The 14,334-nt window shown below is 48.0% G+C and carries 16 protein-coding genes; 1 reads left to right on the top strand and 15 read right to left on the bottom strand.

Annotation, left to right across the window (positions count from 1 at the left end; genetic code table 11):
• Positions 1 to 48 precede the first annotated feature (48 nt).
• From truD to RYL88_RS06850, 13 genes are all read right to left on the bottom strand, one after another.
• Positions 49 to 1,173: a tRNA pseudouridine(13) synthase TruD gene (gene truD, locus RYL88_RS06910; protein ID WP_314990054.1), complete on the bottom strand. Its 1,125-nt coding sequence runs from the start codon at positions 1,171 to 1,173 to the stop codon at positions 49 to 51.
• A complete protein-coding gene (locus RYL88_RS06905; RefSeq protein ID WP_314990052.1) occupies positions 1,151 to 1,984 on the bottom strand; it encodes a thiamine-phosphate kinase in 834 nt (277 codons plus the stop codon). The genes truD and RYL88_RS06905 overlap by 23 nt, the downstream gene beginning before the upstream one ends.
• A 101-nt stretch (positions 1,985 to 2,085) precedes the next feature.
• The gene (locus RYL88_RS06900) at positions 2,086 to 3,894 is read right to left on the bottom strand and encodes a menaquinone biosynthesis decarboxylase (RefSeq protein ID WP_314990049.1); all 1,809 of its coding nucleotides are present in this window, start codon (positions 3,892 to 3,894) and stop codon (positions 2,086 to 2,088) included.
• 281 nt (positions 3,895 to 4,175) lie between these two features.
• Entirely contained in the window at positions 4,176 to 4,898 is a 723-nt protein-coding gene (locus RYL88_RS06895; protein WP_314990047.1) for a hypothetical protein, read from the bottom strand.
• Complete coding sequence (hemC, locus tag RYL88_RS06890) at positions 4,895 to 5,830, bottom strand: hydroxymethylbilane synthase (RefSeq protein WP_314990045.1); 936 nt, start codon at positions 5,828 to 5,830, stop codon at positions 4,895 to 4,897. The genes RYL88_RS06895 and hemC overlap by 4 nt, the downstream gene beginning before the upstream one ends.
• Positions 5,818 to 6,255 carry an FxsA family protein gene (locus tag RYL88_RS06885; RefSeq protein WP_314990043.1) on the bottom strand — a complete coding sequence of 146 codons (438 nt, stop codon included), beginning with the start codon at positions 6,253 to 6,255 and terminating at the stop codon, positions 5,818 to 5,820. The genes hemC and RYL88_RS06885 overlap by 13 nt, the downstream gene beginning before the upstream one ends.
• On the bottom strand, positions 6,252 to 7,964 hold the full coding sequence (locus RYL88_RS06880; RefSeq protein ID WP_314990041.1) for a proline--tRNA ligase: 1,713 nt from the start codon (positions 7,962 to 7,964) through the stop codon (positions 6,252 to 6,254). The genes RYL88_RS06885 and RYL88_RS06880 overlap by 4 nt, the downstream gene beginning before the upstream one ends.
• Positions 7,961 to 9,253, bottom strand: coding sequence for a glutamyl-tRNA reductase (hemA, locus tag RYL88_RS06875; RefSeq protein ID WP_314990039.1), 1,293 nt, complete (start codon positions 9,251 to 9,253; stop codon positions 7,961 to 7,963). Before hemA ends, RYL88_RS06880 begins: the two co-directional genes overlap by 4 nt.
• Entirely contained in the window at positions 9,253 to 10,146 is an 894-nt protein-coding gene (locus tag RYL88_RS06870; RefSeq protein ID WP_314990037.1) for a polyprenyl synthetase family protein, read from the bottom strand. The genes hemA and RYL88_RS06870 overlap by 1 nt, the downstream gene beginning before the upstream one ends.
• Positions 10,147 to 10,169: 23 nt before the next feature.
• Positions 10,170 to 10,625: a hypothetical protein gene (locus RYL88_RS06865; protein ID WP_314990035.1), complete on the bottom strand. Its 456-nt coding sequence runs from the start codon at positions 10,623 to 10,625 to the stop codon at positions 10,170 to 10,172.
• A complete protein-coding gene (locus tag RYL88_RS06860) occupies positions 10,618 to 10,875 on the bottom strand; it encodes a DUF2018 family protein (RefSeq protein ID WP_298058267.1) in 258 nt (85 codons plus the stop codon). Before RYL88_RS06860 ends, RYL88_RS06865 begins: the two co-directional genes overlap by 8 nt.
• Before the next feature lie 65 nt (positions 10,876 to 10,940).
• The gene (locus tag RYL88_RS06855; RefSeq protein WP_314990033.1) at positions 10,941 to 11,564 is read right to left on the bottom strand and encodes an HAD family hydrolase; all 624 of its coding nucleotides are present in this window, start codon (positions 11,562 to 11,564) and stop codon (positions 10,941 to 10,943) included.
• Positions 11,561 to 11,893: a hypothetical protein gene (locus tag RYL88_RS06850; RefSeq protein ID WP_297965299.1), complete on the bottom strand. Its 333-nt coding sequence runs from the start codon at positions 11,891 to 11,893 to the stop codon at positions 11,561 to 11,563. The genes RYL88_RS06855 and RYL88_RS06850 overlap by 4 nt, the downstream gene beginning before the upstream one ends.
• 80 nt (positions 11,894 to 11,973) lie before the next feature.
• Here RYL88_RS06850 and RYL88_RS06845 point away from each other — a divergent pair, with 80 nt between their 5' ends.
• Positions 11,974 to 13,245, top strand: coding sequence for an aminotransferase class I/II-fold pyridoxal phosphate-dependent enzyme (locus RYL88_RS06845; protein ID WP_314990030.1), 1,272 nt, complete (start codon positions 11,974 to 11,976; stop codon positions 13,243 to 13,245).
• A gap of 163 nt (positions 13,246 to 13,408) precedes the next feature.
• On the opposite strand, the gene RYL88_RS06840 is transcribed toward RYL88_RS06845, so the two are convergent.
• Together RYL88_RS06840 and RYL88_RS06835 are read right to left on the bottom strand one after the other, a co-directional pair.
• Positions 13,409 to 13,858 (bottom strand): hypothetical protein, encoded by a 450-nt coding sequence (locus RYL88_RS06840; protein WP_314990028.1) that lies wholly within the window; start codon positions 13,856 to 13,858, stop codon positions 13,409 to 13,411.
• Positions 13,859 to 14,013: 155 nt separating this feature from the next.
• On the bottom strand, positions 14,014 to 14,334 hold a 321-nt coding region (locus RYL88_RS06835; protein ID WP_314990026.1), incomplete at its 5' end, for a TrkA C-terminal domain-containing protein.

Here is a 14,334-nt window from a genome sequence, read left to right as displayed (position 1 = left end):
CACCAAAGCCCGGCCGCCGGCGATATATAGCGGAAAAGACGAGCCGCCCTACTCAAAGATGTTTTTGTGGAGAATTTCCTCCAGCACCACCGTCGCGTAGCTTCCTTTTTGCAGCGTGAAATTTATCGTAAAGTGCGCCTTTTCCTCGTTGTATTTGTAGCTTGCATCCTCCAAATAGCACCACGCAAAGCGCCTTGAGCCCGTCATCTTAGCTTTATATTCATTCGCCTGCGCGAAAATTTGATCCTCTACCGCCCTAGCCGCGCCCTGCGCCTCATACGCCTTCGCGCCTGCGATCAGCCCGCAGCTAGTGATATCTCTAGCGTCAAAGCGCGCGCCCTCCGCGTCCAAATCCTCGCACAAAAAGCACTTGCCGTGCGGATAATGTCCCAAAACTTCGCCCTCTATCAGCTTAAAAAATCTCTTTTGCGATTTTAATTTTTTCAAATTTTCGCCGCCCAGATACGGGTAAATTTGACCTAGCTCGCCTAGGCTAAAATCCTGCGCAAATCTCGAAATCTCAACGCGCTTGCTAAGCCAGCGGTTAAAAAGATCGCTTTGATATGCCGAGATCAAAAAGTCGTTTAGCTTTGGATTTTTGCTCTTTTTGCCGTTTACGGTACCGGATTTTAGCAGCTCCAGCCCGCTTTGCGCGTTGTCGCCGTATTTGCCGAAACGCTGATAACCAAAGTAGTTTGGATAGCCCGTCTCGCCCACATTTCGCACGGCTTGTTCAAGCTTGGCGGCCTCGCTAGGCATCACCTTTTTTAGGCGGATAAAAAAGCTGTTGCCTTTTAGGTGCCCGATGCGAAGCTTATTATCATGCGCGGCGAGGCTTAAAATTTTCATCTTTTCGTGGCTAAAATTTGCTAGCGCCGCCTCAAATTTACGCGGCATCGAGATAAACTGCGTCGTCATGCCCTGCTTATCTTTTAGCCCAGCATAGCCAAAATCCCGCATCTTTACGCCGCTTATTTCGCTTAGCGCATGTAAGGCCTCCTGCGTCGTCATATCTTTTTTGCAAATTTCAACGATGAGGTGCTCGCCCTGCCCGCTAAATGCGTAAAGCGGGATCTCGCGCACCACAAAATCGTCCGAGTTTTTACTAAAATACGCGTTAATGGGCGCGTGAGTGAGCGCGTAGAGAGGCTTAAAAATGGTGGTTTCTTGCATTGCTTTTAAATTTTCCTTTCGTTATTTTGGCAAAAATCGTGATTTTCGTGCGGGTTTTGCGAGCAAGGCTAAGAATTTTGGCGCGGTTTTTCGGACTAAACGTAAATAAAATCTCGTATTCCTCGCCGCTATTTAGCTCGCGTTTGCTTAGCCGCTTGCTAAATTTCGCCCCGCACCGACTCTGCGCGCAAAGCTTGGCTAGATCTGCGCCAAGCCCGTCTGAGACATCCATGGCAGCATTTATCTTATCCGCTGCGGCGTAGAAAAATTTATCTTTTAAAATAGGCCTTTTAAAGCGCGAATTTGACGCGATACGCCCGCCGTTTAAAAGCGTCCTAAGCCCTTTTAGACTGCCTCCAAGCTCGCCCGTAAAAGCAACCAAGTCGCCCTTTTTTGCTCCGCTTCGTAAAACCGCCTTGCCGCAAAGCCGCGAGATAACGGTAACGCTAAGTAAAATTTTATCGCTGCCGATCGTGTCGCCGCCGATGATAGTCACGCCGTACTCGTCGCAAACGTCCGCAAATCCCTTGCGTAGCGCCGAGATATGCGCCGCGCTAGTGTTTTTGGGTAGCCCAAGTCCCAAAAGCGCAAATTTAGGCTCGGCGTTCATCGCGACGGCATCGGAGAGATTTACGAGCATCGCCTTGCGCGCGATCTCCTCCATACTAAGCCAGCCTGCTAGGAAGTGCGTTCCCTCGCAAAAAAGGTCCTTGCTGTACACCCACCGGCCGCGCTCATGCGCCACGACGGCACCGTCGTCGCCGATGAAGGAGTTGCTGAATTTATCGATTATTAGGCGTTCTTTATCCATTTTGCGATTTTATAAAATTCGGGCTAAAAAGGCGCTTGAAAAACGAATTTATTTAAGCGGCTCGGCAAATTTAGCCTCTCAAATTTGCCGAGTTTAAAAATTTATCCGAAAATCTCAAATTTACTAAATAGCTCCGGTTCGTCTTTTACTATGCCGCGCTTGATTAAATTTGCCACGACGTCGCGGTCGCAGTCGGTTTGCAGCGGCCAGCCGCGCGTATAGCCTTCGGCCTCGCCTTTTGCGGTGGCGTCGATACAGACCGCGCCCTCACGCACGTAGATATCGCGCAAGGCGTCGATGTTATTCGTCACGCGCCAAAGCAGCATATACGGATTTTCTAGGCGGTTTTCTGGACCGACGAAAACGAGTAGTTTAAAGTGCTCTTTAAATTTCAAAAGCTCTTCAAAAACCTCTTTTACGAGGCGGTTTTTATCAAATTTGACGACGCAAATCGGAGTTTTGGTATTTGTTTTAAACTGCACGAGCTCGGTTAAATTCGGCTCTACTTCTTTAAATTTAGCCAGCAGCGCGGCATCATCCAAAAGCACGGGCGCAGGCGTTGAAAAGTCCTGCGTCGCGTCGATCCCCAGCTTACCGCCGAAGCACGAGTTTGGGCTCGCGTGATCTAGCTGATCGCACACGCCCTCGCTGATTAACAGAGCATTTTTGCCAAAACGGTTTAAAATATGCTCCGCAAGCGCGCCATAATCGCTCAAATCAGGCGCATCCTCGCCGACGAAAACCGCGTGCTTGACAAAACTCATCTGCCCAACGCCCCAAAACGCGTGCATCGCCTGCTTTGCGTGCGCCGGATAAAGGGCGTTGATTTTAGCTAAAATGAGGTTGTGAAAGACGCCGTTTTCAGGCATGTTGTAGTCTAGAAGCTCCGGTACCGTCGTACGCAAAAGCGGCAGGAAAATGCGCTCCGTCGCCCAGCCCATGTATTTGTCTTCTAGCGGCGGCTTGCCGACTACGGTCGCGTGAAACAGAGGCTCACGCTTGCTCGTGATCGCCGTAACCTCCATAACGGGAAACGGCTCCACCGGCGTATAAAAGCCCGTGTGATCGCCAAACGGCCCTTCAAGCTCAAATTTATCCGTATCCACGAAACCCTCTATCACGTAGTCCGCGTCGTGCGGGACGTAAATTTCATTCGTTAGCGACTTTACGAGCTTGGCAGGTTCTTTGCGGATGAAGCCGTAAAGTAGCAGCTCAAATACGCCCTTTGGTAGCGGCGCCTGGCCGCACCAGATATAGAGCGGATCGCCCCCTATTGCCACGGATACGGGCATCTTGCGGCCTGCGCGCTTGTATTCGTTAAAGAAATTCGCGCCGTCTTTGTGGATCTGCCAATGCATGCCGAGGCGATTTTTACCATAAATTTGCAGCCGGTACATGCCGACGTTTTGCAGCTCGCCGTCAGGGCTTTGCGTATAGACCTGCCCCATCGTGATAAAAGCCCCGCCGTCAAGCGGCCATGTTTTTAGCGCTGGAAGCGAGAACAGATCGACCTCCTCGCCCGTAAATTTGACCTGCTGACACTTGCCCTCGCCTTTTAATCTTTTCGTAAAAATTTTTCTCATCTCAAACAAATACGCGGTAAAATTTAGCTTTTCGCCAAAGCTTTTAGGCTTTTTTGGTTTTAAAAGCCGCTCGATCTCGCTCGCGATCTCGTCCGGATCTCGTCCGAAAATAAGCTCTAAAGCGCGCTTTGAGCCGTAGATGTTTGTTAGCACTGGAGCAAATTTGCGCCCCGTTTTTTTGCAGATAGGATTTGTAAAAAGTAGCGCCTGCGAGTTTTCGCGCTTGACCTCGATGTAGCTTGCGTGCGCGATTTCTAGATCGATATCCGCGGGCTCGTCGATGACGCGCAGTAGGCCGTTATCTTTTAGAAGCTTGATGTAGTTCATATTTTTCCTTAATAATTTATATTCGAACGAGCCGTTTTTGAAGCTAAAATTTTGGCCGCGTTTGAGTTAAATTTGCAAACATTTTGAGCCAAAAACACAACTTTAACTGCCGAAAAATTAGTAAAATCGTAAAAATTATCGGTTTTAGCTGATACACTAATTTAACGCCGACTTAGCAAAAATTTAATCTCTTACAACCTCTAACCAAAAGTGCATGGCGCTAAATTTGCAGCGTTAAGGCAAGCAAAAAGTGAAAACCGGCTAGGGTTGCCTCTATCGGTCTAAGTCGTCTTAAAAAGATACCATTTTGAGTTTGGAGAGAGCCGTTCTAGCATTATAAACTCGCTCGGACTCATCTGCGGCAGATCGGGTTCGTTTTCCACGCGCATAAAACCCGCTACGTTATCCGTTACGCCGCCTACGATAAGCTCAAAAACTCCGCCGTCGTACGCCGCATGAGATAGATGTAAGCGCTTTAAGACTTCGTTTGCCGCCGCTTCGTCCTTTTGATATAGCGCAAACAGCTCTTCAAATTTCGCCTCGTTTTCGCGTCCGAATTTTAGCAATGCATTATCGCTTGCTAAAATCAGCCTTAAATTTTCTATATCCCCGCCCATTGCTCTAAGTTGCGCCTTTTCCGCCTCGCTCGCAGCCTCATAGCCCCTTATCATCGCCTCTATGATGCCGGTTTGAGCGAGCGATCTAAGCGCATAAATACCGTCTTTTTTAGCAAAAATGTATAGATCAAGGGATGCGCCGTTTTTAGAAGCGAGCCAAACGCGAAATATCCCGCTAAATTCGCTGCTGTGGCCGAGTTTGGCGACTTTGATTTCGTCAAATTTGTCGGGCGAGTAAAAATTACTTTTTAGGCGATCTCGCATCTCGCCTTTAAAATAGGCGTTTTTATCAAAATTTTTATCGGTAAAGAGCGAATAAATAAGCTCTAAATCCACCTGTGCAAAAAGCGCGGACGCCAAGAGCGCCAATATAAGCGCTTTTTTCATATATTCGCCATCTCCACGGCGCGTTTTAGCAGCTCTTTTGCGCCCTTACCGATAAATATCCGTCCAAGCTCGGCGCCCACGCTTTTCCATTCGCTTTTTTGCGCGACGATATTTTCGCTTATACTCTCGCTACCGTCCGGTAGTCCCACGACCGCGCGTATCTCGATCTTGTCGCCGTTTAAATTTGCATTTACGCCGATAGGCACCTGGCAGCCGCCCTCTAGCATCGCGACGAAATCGCGCTCCACGGTCGTTTCTATGACGGCTTTTTCATCTTTTAAAAACTCTATCAAATTTAAAATTTCAGCGTCCTCTCTAGCCTCGATACCAAGCGCGCCCTGCCCCATCGCAGGTATCATCTGATCTAGCTCAAACGGCACTATATGCGCGACTTCGGAGCGTAAATTTAAGCGGTTTACACCCGCCATCGCTAGGATGATCGCGTCAAATTCGCCCTCTTTTAGCTTGCGCAGGCGAGTTTGGACGTTGCCTCGTAGCGAGATTATCTCAAGATCGGGGCGCATCGCTAAAAGCTGCATCTTGCGGCGCAGGCTCGTCGTGCCCACGCGCGCGCCCTGGGGCAGATCCTCAAATTTAGCGTATTTTTCGCTTAGCATCGCATCTCTCACGTCCTCGCGCGAGCAGATCGCGGCTAGCACCAGCCCCTCCGGAAACACGACAGGCACGTCTTTTAGGCTATGCACGGCGATGTGCGTTTCGCCGCTTAGCATGCTATCTTCTAGCTCTTTTGTAAAAAGCCCCTTGCCGCCGATTTTAGCTAGCGGCGTATCAAGTATCACGTCGCCTTTGGTTTTCATGCCCGTTAGCTCAACCGCAAGATTTGGGTAGCGCGATAAAATTTTATCCCTGATATGCTCGCTTTGCCACATAGCCAGCACGCTTTTTCTCGTTGCGATTTTTAATTTTTCCATATTTGCCTCTTTTCTTCTACGACTTCGACGTCGATGATTTCGCCGTCATCGCGCGGTTTGTCACGTCCGCTCTCAAATTTTTCGTAATAATATTCGCTCCCGCCCTTGCGTTCGCCGCCGTTTTTTAAATTTGCAAAAAATGCGACCGCTATGATCGCCGCGCCCAAAACGTCGGTGATAAGCCCTGGGATAAACATAAAAAAGCCCCCGATCGCCATACCTACGCTACTAAAGACGTCTGCGGGCTTAAAAAACGCGATGTTGCTAGTTAGCTGAAAAAATCCGACGCGAAACATAAAAAATAGCCCCAAAATAGCCGATGCGATGACCTCTAGGACCAAATTTAAAAATCCGTACGCGTGGATAAAAAAATACGCCGCCACGATCTCCAAAACGACGTAAGGCGTAAAAAAATGCTTTATCATAGGCTCTTTAGGCGCGCTAAAATTTCGCTCGCTTTGACGGTTTCTTTAACCAGACCACCCCGAGTAACAAGCTCTACCGTGCCTTCTGCTAGCCCCTTGCCCACGATCACGGCGTAAGGAAATCCCATTAGTTCAAATTCGCTCATTTTAACGCCGAAACGCTCATTTCTATCGTCAAGCAGCACCGAAACGCCGGCCACGCGCAAGCTCTCGTAAAGCCCCTGCGCAAATTTAACGCCCTCTTCGTCCTTTAAATTTGAGATGATGATTTCAAATTTAAACGGAGTCAGGGTTTCGTTCCAGATTATGCCTTTTTCGTCGTGGCTAGCCTCGACGGCAACGGCAACTAGGCGGCTAACGCCGATGCCGTAGCAGCCCATGATGAACGGTTTTGCCTTGCCGTTTTCGTCCAAAAACGTCGCACCCATCGGCTCCGAGTACTTAGTGCCTAGCTTAAATATATGTCCGACCTCGATACCTTTGCTAACGCTTAAATTTCCGCCGCAGCAAGGGCACTTATCGCCCGCTTTTACGGCGGTTAGGTCCTTGAAACGCTCCGCGTTAAAGCTGCTAACGCTAACGCCCACGAAGTGATAATCCAGCTCGTTTGCGCCGCAGATCATCTGCGATTCACCCTGAAGCTCATTATCGATATAAAACTCTACGCCCTTTAGCCCGACCGGCCCGCAAAATCCGCCGACTAGCCCGGCCGCCGAGATCTCGGCCTCGGTTGCGTCCGCTAGCTCAACCGCGCCGCACGCGTTTTGAGCCTTGACCTCTTGCAGTTCGTCCTCGCCGCGCACGAAAAATACTACGATTTTCTCACTCTTTTCGCCTTTAGCATCGATAAAAATCGCCTTTTTTATCACAGCTTTTATGCAGTAAAACTCATCGACTCTAAAAAACTCCGCCACGTCCTTGATGGTTTTGGCGTTTGGCGTTAAAAATTTAGCCGCATCGGCCTCGGGCCTTTCGGCTTGCGTCGTTCGTTTTGCGCGAGTTGCGGCCTCTATGTTTGCGGCGTAGTCGCAGTTTTCGCAGACGATGATATCGTCCTCGCCGCTATTTGCTAGCACCATAAATTCCTTGCTTCCGCTGCCGCCTATCGCGCCGCTATCGGCTCTAACCGCGCGAAAATTTAACCCGAGACGAGTAAAAATTTTGCTATAAGTTTTTTCCATCAGGTCAAATTCGCGGTCCAGATCCTCGGCGTTTGCGTGGAAGCTATATCCGTCCTTCATCAAAAATTCGCGCCCTCTAAGCAGCCCGAATCTCGGCCTTGCCTCATCTCTAAATTTAGTATTTATCTGATATAAATTTAGCGGCAGTTGCTTGTAGGACGTTACCTTGCCTCGCACGAGCGCGACTATGCTCTCTTCGTTTGTCGGACTTAAAACGAAGTCGTTTTCTTTGCGGTCCTTAAAGCGTAAAAGCTCCTTGCCGTAGACGTCAAAGCGTCCGCTCTCGCGCCAAAGATCCGCAGACGTGACGAAGCTCATCGAAATCTCCTGCGCACCCGCTTCGTCAAGCTCCTCTTTGACGATATTTTTTATATTTTCAAGCACTCGTTTGCCAAGCGGCAAAAAGTTGTAAAGTCCGCTACCTACTTGCTCGGCGTAGCCCGCTCGGAGCAAAAATTTATGACTTGCCAGGCTTGCGTCTTTTGGCGCTTCTTTTGCCGTCGGCGCGTAAAGTTTACTAAATTTCATTCGTTCTCCCATTCAAATTCGTTATTTTCTTCTTGCGGCGTTTGCTCCGCGACGTTAAAGATTTCCCCGATCGCCCTTAGCTGTGCTTCGCTTCCCGCAGCGCCCGCGAGGTTTTTTAAATTTATCGTCGGCGCGTGCAAAAACGCCTTAAAAACCTGATGTATGAGGCGATACGCCTCCTCTTCGTCGCTATGTTTTAGATAGCCCTTTTTTATGGCTTTTGCTAGCTCTCTCTGGGCGCACTCTTTGGCCTGCTCTCTGATGCCTTTGATTAGCGGCGTGACGGCTAGCTCGCGCAGCATTTTAAAAAATGCCGCCGTATTTCGCCCGACTATGCCGTATGCGATCTGGGCTTGTTCTTCGCGCAGGGCAAGGTTTTTATTTACGATCTCTTGCAGGTCGTCCACGGCGTAAATTTTGATATTTTCGCTCTGCGTGATCGCGATATCGCGCGGCACGGCTATATCAAAAAAGTAGCGCTTAAACTCCTTTGGCTCAACCATCGCGTCGATCAAAACCGGATGCGGCGCGGCAGTCGCGGAAAATATTATTTGATATTTATTTATGTACTGCGCTACGTTTGAAAGTGAGTCGTATTCGTTATTATCCCCCAGCGTTAGGGCTAAATTTTTAGCGCGCTCTTTGTTTCGGCTGATGATTATCGTTCGCGCGCCGCTTGCGATTAGGTGCTTTGCGGCTAGCTCCGCCATCTCGCCGGCACCCACTATCACGGCGACCATGCCGTTTAGCGTGCCGAAAATTTCCTTTGCCTTCGCCACCGCGACGCTTGAAACGGAGATCGGATTTTTGGAGATTTCGGTTTTATTTCGCACCTCCGCCGCGCACTTAAAGGCAAACTCCATCGCCCTTCCGAGCTTTGCGCCGCATTTACCGTTAGCGCGGGCAAATTTATACGCCTCTTTTAGCTGCCCCGCGATCTGCGTTTCGCCGATAACAAGGCTATCTAGCGAGCTAGCTACGGCAAAGAGATGATGCACGGCGCCGTTATCCTCGTAGACGTCGGCTCTGCTTTGCAGCTCCTCAAAAGGGATGCCGCAGATGAGCGACATACAAGCGATTATGTGCTTGCTAGCGCCCTCGACCGTTTTTACGCTAGCGATGATCTCGACGCGGTTGCAAGTACTTAGCACCATGCACTCGTTGATGTTTTGGCTGGAGCTAATGAGGCGTAAAATTTCGTTTTTGCGCTCGATGTTGGAAAAAGAGAGCTTTTCGCGCACGGATATATCGGTGTTTTTATGCGTAAAGCTCACGCTTGCGTAATGCATCAAAATTCCCTGTCTATCATTGATTTTACGATACTTTCTAGGCCGTCTACATTAAATTTTTCTACCGATTTTATCGCCTGCTCGCCTAAATTTTTAGCCGCTTCTATGCTTTTTTTTATCGCGCCCGTTTCGTTCATCTTCGCCCTCACCCAGCCTCGCTCAGCCTCGCTCAGGTCCTTTTTAAACAAACTTTTTAGCTTCTCTTTGTCCGCTTCGTTTAAGCTTTCGTAAAGATAAATGTAAGGTAACGTCGTTTTGCCCTCTTTAAAGTCGCTAAAATTTGGCTTTCCAAGCGTCGCGGCATCTTGCGTGACGTCTAGGATGTCGTCTACGATCTGAAAAGCTAGGCCTAAATTTTTACCGTAAATTTTAAAATTACGCGCATCAAGTCCGGCTAGCATCGCTCCGACCGCGGCGGCAGCCTCGATCAAAACGGCGGTTTTATAATAAATCATCGTTTCGTACGCGGATTTGTCCTCGTTAAATTTAGCCGATAACTCCACGTCCATCATCTCGCCCACGCTTAGCTTGCTAACCGCGCCCGATATCTCGCCCGCGATCTCGTGCGGAAATTTCGACAGCTCGTAAAAACCCTTCGAGTAGAGGATATCGCCCAGCATCACGGCGTTTTTAGCGCCAAAGCTCGCATTTATACTCGGACTTCCGCGCCTGGTGCCCGCATCATCTATCACGTCGTCGTGAAGCAGGCTAGCTAGGTGGATAAGCTCGGTAATCGCGCAAATTTTAAGACTCTGTTCGCTCTCGCCCGCTATTTTAAAAAGCAGCTTAGAGCGCAGCTTTTTGCCCGAATTTATCCGAGCAAACATCGCATTTGCAGGCTCATAGCCAAGCTCTGAGATAAAATTTTTCATTATCAGATCGATTTTTTCCATTTATGCTCACTTAAATTTTGCTTTTATCTTGCGTTTTGCGCGCTATTTTGAGCGCCGCTTTGCTTTCTTAGCGGGTCCAAAAACTCCACGTCTACGCGCTGTTCGTCGTCCTTTATCAGCACGCGAAATTTCGCTACGCCTTGTTTAAAATCCTCAAAAACGAGATAAAGCGCGACACGGTCGCTAGGCGGATATTTGAGGTCCGGTATCAAAGTCTGCTTATAGGTCTCAAGGCCGCGTCTTAGCGACATAACAAGCTGGCGAGGATAGTTTCGGTAGCGCGAATGTACGATAATGTTCGTATTATCAAAAAGCGTCCAACGAAAATCAAAACTCTCGCGCTCGTTTGTGCCCTTTTTGGTTACGAAAACCCGCGCCCACTCGTCTTTTTTGAGCTCAAAAAGGTGCTCTTCCTCGAAATTTACCGCACCGAAAGCCAGCGATAAAAACAACGAAAATATAACGGCCATTTTACTCATTTTGACTTAAAATATCCCCACTAAGCCCGATATAAATGTCGTTTAGGCGCTCGTTTATAAGCGTCTGATTTTGAGAGATAAACGAATTTTGCGCCGTTTCGTCAAAGCCGTTTTTTTCGCAAAATTCGCTCATCGCGATAAATTTTTCAAAGGTTTTTTCAAGCTCGTTTTCGACTAAATTTTTGTTCGCGTTAAATAAAATATCAAAGAATTTTTCTCTAGGACTTTGAGAAAATATATCATAATCCATAAATTTAAAACCTTTCTTAAAACTTAAAATACGCATTATTTCTCGTAAAATAATGCGCTAAATTTTTATAACCTCTCGATATATTGGGCTGCTTCCGCCACCGTAAAGACATTATCGCAGCTTGGGCTTTTGCTACCAAAACCCCAACAAACGTTTAGATATCTCATACCTGCATTGAGCGCGGCAAGCTCGTCTTTTTTACTATCTCCGACAAATATCGCTTTATCAAATTCGCCTGATTTTAGTATCAAATTTAGCATCGCGGGATCTGGTTTTTGAGGTACGTTTTCATCCGCTCCGACGATGAGATCAAAAAATTTAAATATCCCGCTTCTTTGTAAAATTTCATCCAAAGTATATCGCGGCGCATTGCTAGCTAAAGCGACGAAATGCCCGGCCTCTTTTAGTCCGGCTAGCAGCTCCTCTACGCCCTCGTAGGCTGCGGCGTATTCGCAGTAGTTTTTCTTAAATTTAGCTTCAAAGTTATCCCGCAGTTTCATATCCGGCTTATCGATACCGTAAAAATCAAGCCCCAAATTTCGCCCCGGCTCGTTTATGGCCTTTACGATAAACTCCGCGGCTAGATCGCCGTGAAGCCCAAGCTCGCGCCGCACCTCGTTTACCGTCTCGCAGATGGCTTTTGCGCTATCTATGAGCGTGCCGTCCATGTCAAATATCACGCATTTCACTCTTCGTCCTTGTAGTTTTTTTTGTGCTTTTCTTTTTTGTAGGTTTTTTGATTTTTTAGCTTTTCTAGCGCGTTGGCAAAGGCTATAAGCTGGCATCTCGGCATCTGATTTATCACTAAATTCGCGAAATTTTCCAAAGATTTCGCATACGGACTATCTAAAAATACCGGCTCTATTTTTCGTAAAATTTCGGCATTTTTAGCCGCTCTAGCGCGAAACTGGGCGTCGTCGAAATCCTCGCGCTTTAGGCCGCTAATCGCAGATTTTACAAACTTTTCTAGACCGCGCAGGTATTTTACGCGCTTAAATTTATCGTTTTGTTCAGCCATTTTTTCCTTTCAAAAGCCCAATTATACCAATTTAAACTTTTAGCGGTTATAATGCGCGCAAATTTTACAAGGAGAGACACATGCAAAAAGAGACGATCGCCACGCACTACGGCTACGATACAAAGGCTGGCCCTGGCGCCATGGCGGTACCGATTTACCAGACTACGGCTTATGATTTCGGTAGCGCCGAGGCGGCTGCGGCGAGGTTCGCGTTAGAAGATCCTGGCCACATCTACACGAGGCTGGGCAACCCGACGACGGACGTGCTAGAGAGCCGTATAGCCGCGCTCGAGGAGGGCTCGGCCTCTATCGTGACGGCTAGCGGCCAGTCGGCGATCTTTTACTCGATCGCAAATTTAGCCGCAGTCGGCGATAACATCGTCGTGGCAAAGAAAATTTACGGCGGGACGATGGTTCTTTTCATACATACGCTTAAGCGTTTCGGTATCGAGGCGCGGGTGTTTGACAGCGACACGGCGGACGATCTTGAAAATTTGATAGACGACAAAACCCGCGCGATATTTTTCGAGACGCTATCAAATCCGCAAATCGCAATCCCGAATTTTAAAAAAATCGTCGAGATCGCGGACAAGCACGGCATCGTAACGATCGCAGATAACACCGTGCCTACGCCGATCATTTTCCAGCCCCTAAATCACGGCATCGACGTCGTCGTGCATAGCGCGAGCAAATATATCTGCGGCCAGGGCCTAAGCCTAGCGGGCGCTGTCGTAGCTAGCAAAAATTTAAACGCCAAGCTAGTCGGCAACGCCAGATACGCGCACTTTAACGTGCCAGACGAGAGCTATCACGGGCTAGTTTACGCCCAGATGGCGGACAAATTCGACATCTACACGCTACGCATGAGAGTGGCTTTGGTGCGCGATATAGGCGCTACGATCTCGCCTTTTAACTCTTGGCAGCTCATCCAGGGGCTTGAGACTTTGAGTGTTCGTATCGAGAGGCACTCGCAAAATGCGAACAAAATCGCCGAGTTTTTAAGCTCGCACAAACACGTAAAACGCGTAACCTATCCGACGCTAAAAAGCGACTCGGAGCACGAAAAGGCGCAAAAATACTTCAAGGACGGCATGGCTAGCGGGCTAATGTGCTTTGAAACCGATAGCTATGAGCGCGCCGTAAAGATGCTGGGCAAAGTAAAGCTCTTTAAAATCGTCGTAAATATCGGCGACTCAAAGTCGCTCATCACGCACCCGGCCTCCACTACGCATCAGCAGCTCTCAAGCGAGGAGCTAATAAAGGCAGGCATAACAAAGGAGCTAATCAGAATCAGCGTCGGCCTAGAAAATGCAGACGACCTCATCGCCGATCTCGCGCAGGCTTTGGAGTAAAAGAGGGTTAAATTTGAAAGATAAATTCGGCTAAATTTAAGCTAGATTTAAATATATCCCTAAGCGGCTTCGCCGCTGAGGGGGCTAAACGCTAGATTGTTAAATTTGGTCAAGAGGGCTTCCCTCTTGATACTTGGCTCGTTCAAACTCAAATTTGAGCAGGCTACTTGTCCTTTTTCTTATCGGCTTTTTCTTTTATCTCTTCTGCCGCCTCAAGGTCTAGCTGCGCTTGTTTAAACGCTTTGCGCGCCTTATCTACGCGGCGAGAGTTTTTAACGCTGCGGTCGTCCTCGTAAGCTTCCTCTGCGTCTTTTAACGTTTGCTGCGCTTTGCCAAAATTCATCTGCGCTTTTTCGATGTTTGTCGTAGCGTTATCTCCACCTAATAATTCAGCCTTTGAAGTTACTTTGCCCGTAACTGGATTTCTGCCGATAGTGCCGTCAAGATTACGCTTAGCTTGTTTAGCAGTTAAATAACACTCCTTTTTCCCCCCTACTAACATACCAGCAATCATACGCGGTCTATTTTTCGGGTCGCTACAATCTACTTTTTCTTTTGCATAACTAAACGTAACGCATAAAGCGGCTATTAAAAATAAATTGACAAACTTCATTTTTATTTCTCCTCTTTAATGTTTTTATCTTTATTTTTGTTAAGTCCTCTCTTATTTCTTATTCTACGAAACGCGCTTGAAAACGTAGATAAAGTCAAATCCTTAAATTTCATTTCTGTTTCCTTTCTTTAAAATTTACGCAAACGGCGGCAAATTTACGCCGTAAACGTCTTTAAGGTTTCGTTGTATTTGTTTTCGTCCTCGCACTGAATGAGCAGCAAGTCGCCCTCCTCAAACACCGATGAGCCCGTCGGTTTGATGTATTCGCCCTTGCGCTTGATGAGTAGCACCAAAAAGTCGCTAGGAAGCTCAAGCTCGGCTAGGTTTTTGCCCACGACTTCGGAGTCAAAGCGTATTGTATGCTGACGTAAAGTGTGGTAAAAGATCGGCAAATTCGACATCTCGACCTCTTTTGGCGCGACTTCTTCTTTGACGCCGCATTTTTGCGCGACCTTTTCTAGCGTCATGCCCTGGAT

Origin of the sequence: uncultured Campylobacter sp. (genome assembly GCF_963517995.1) — a bacterium.
Taxonomy (GTDB): domain Bacteria; phylum Campylobacterota; class Campylobacteria; order Campylobacterales; family Campylobacteraceae; genus Campylobacter_A.
This window is presented reverse-complemented; position numbering and strand designations above follow the sequence as displayed.

Bases quoted from the DNA above. Each gene is read 5' to 3' on its own strand.
- truD (WP_314990054.1), bottom strand. From the start codon at position 1,173: ATGCAAGAAACCACCATTTTTAAGCCTCTCTACGCGCTCACTCACGCG.
- RYL88_RS06905 (WP_314990052.1), bottom strand. From the start codon at position 1,984: ATGGATAAAGAACGCCTAATAATCGATAAATTCAGCAACTCCTTCATC.
- RYL88_RS06900 (WP_314990049.1), bottom strand. From the start codon at position 3,894: ATGAACTACATCAAGCTTCTAAAAGATAACGGCCTACTGCGCGTCATC.
- RYL88_RS06895 (WP_314990047.1), bottom strand. From the start codon at position 4,898: ATGAAAAAAGCGCTTATATTGGCGCTCTTGGCGTCCGCGCTTTTTGCA.
- hemC (WP_314990045.1), bottom strand. From the start codon at position 5,830: ATGGAAAAATTAAAAATCGCAACGAGAAAAAGCGTGCTGGCTATGTGG.
- RYL88_RS06885 (WP_314990043.1), bottom strand. From the start codon at position 6,255: ATGATAAAGCATTTTTTTACGCCTTACGTCGTTTTGGAGATCGTGGCG.
- RYL88_RS06880 (WP_314990041.1), bottom strand. From the start codon at position 7,964: ATGAAATTTAGTAAACTTTACGCGCCGACGGCAAAAGAAGCGCCAAAA.
- hemA (WP_314990039.1), bottom strand. From the start codon at position 9,253: ATGCATTACGCAAGCGTGAGCTTTACGCATAAAAACACCGATATATCC.
- RYL88_RS06870 (WP_314990037.1), bottom strand. From the start codon at position 10,146: ATGGAAAAAATCGATCTGATAATGAAAAATTTTATCTCAGAGCTTGGC.
- RYL88_RS06865 (WP_314990035.1), bottom strand. From the start codon at position 10,625: ATGAGTAAAATGGCCGTTATATTTTCGTTGTTTTTATCGCTGGCTTTC.
- RYL88_RS06860 (WP_298058267.1), bottom strand. From the start codon at position 10,875: ATGGATTATGATATATTTTCTCAAAGTCCTAGAGAAAAATTCTTTGAT.
- RYL88_RS06850 (WP_297965299.1), bottom strand. From the start codon at position 11,893: ATGGCTGAACAAAACGATAAATTTAAGCGCGTAAAATACCTGCGCGGT.
- RYL88_RS06845 (WP_314990030.1), top strand. From the start codon at position 11,974: ATGCAAAAAGAGACGATCGCCACGCACTACGGCTACGATACAAAGGCT.
- RYL88_RS06840 (WP_314990028.1), bottom strand. From the start codon at position 13,858: ATGAAGTTTGTCAATTTATTTTTAATAGCCGCTTTATGCGTTACGTTT.